The organism is Anaerobiospirillum sp. NML120448 (genome assembly GCF_023050945.1).
GTDB lineage: Bacteria > Pseudomonadota > Gammaproteobacteria > Enterobacterales > Succinivibrionaceae > Anaerobiospirillum.
The window spans coordinates 1-1,458 of sequence record NZ_JALKIM010000170.1 but is presented as its reverse complement, the minus strand read 5'-3'; the positions used below and the strand labels follow the sequence as shown (position 1 = coordinate 1,458).

Here is a 1,458-nt window from a genome sequence, read left to right as displayed (position 1 = left end):
CATCAATTAAGTTCCCCATGTATGGCAGAGACGCAGCTTGAAGTAAAGAGATTTGAGGTGGAGTTTTAGGCTTTGTTATTGCCAGATCAATTGGAATTTCATACTTTTGACAATCTTCCTGAACTTCCTTAATTACCATGGCAGTTTGAATGTTCTTATAGCCTAGTCTACTCATAGCCTTATCAAACTTAGAGAATTGTTCAAGAGCATATGCATCTCCGTGTAGTGCACTTCTTAGAAGGAGCTCTCTTGCATAAGCAGATAAATTTAAAATTCCTAAGTTCTTGCTACGAGAATTTTGTAGAGCTCTAAAGTCTTCTGCTCTAAAAAATACTGTTCCTTTAAAGTTTTGTTGCTCTTGACGAGCTAACTCTTGAAGAGCTTTAGGCAAAGCAGCAAGTGGGTTATATGAACTCTTAGGAGTTTCATTGTTTGAAAGCATTTTTAGTGCCCCAAGAAAGTTATTTAATTCCACATATTCTCTAGTAATACCTTGGCTTGCAGCAAATTGATGAATAAGCAAATGATCAACATCATATGCTGCATCCTCATTGCTTATAAATCCTCCAGCTTTACATATTTCGAAGCTATTTAGCGCACCTAGAATTAGACTAGCTATCTGTAAATTAACAACAGTATTTGGGTGGCGAGCATTGGTCTTTTGTAGAGAGTAATTTTGTTTCTCAGTCTTAGCAAAAAGCTCAATAACCCATCTAAGAATATATAGCAAACGTACATCTAATGCAGAAGCTTGGCCTCTTGACAAGTTAGTTACCAGATACATAATTTTATCGGAGGAACTTTCACTGTTAACCTCATCAGCTGCACCTTCGGTTTCAGCTTTATCATTGGAATTGTCGCCTTTTTTCCTAAAAGGGGCGGTATTCATATTATTGTCCTCATAGTCATCATCAAGATCTAACTCTGGACGTGAGAGACACTCAACAATTAGTCTATGATCATCTTTGTGCTTCCAATTTCTAGTTGCAGCAATTATGCGAGTTTTTCCCATGCAAGCTCTACGTCGCTGTTGATTTTTAAATCTTGCTTTATCAATTAAATGGTCTATTAGATCAGGTATTGTAGGAATCTCAACATAGCGAGAAGCAAACACAGTAAAATCTAGAATACCTTGTTCTTCAATTGCCTTTTGTGCCTCAGGAGATGTCACTTTTTTGAATTGTAATTGCTTGGTCAACTCTGGTATTTCATTACCATGGAGATCTCGCACTTTCATGATGACGAAATTACAATTTGTTAGTTCTCTCGCAATAAAATAATGCCCATAAAACTGAGCTAACATTAAATGCACAATTGAACGGTATCCTCTATCCATTATCAAGCAAATCTTGCCAAGCATAGCTAATGCTTTGCTATCTACATTCATTGCCTCACCAGCAGTACCCTTGGTTATAGTATTGTTTACAGGACATTTTGTTGGTAAAGATAAAGCGCAGT

At 36.8% G+C, this 1,458-nt stretch carries 1 protein-coding gene; it reads right to left on the bottom strand.

What is annotated here, in order from left to right:
- The coding region (locus MXE38_RS12280) for a transposase (protein ID WP_246915497.1) at nucleotides 1-1,387 on the bottom strand (1,387 nt) is incomplete at its 3' end.
- Nucleotides 1,388-1,458: the final 71 nt, after the last annotated feature.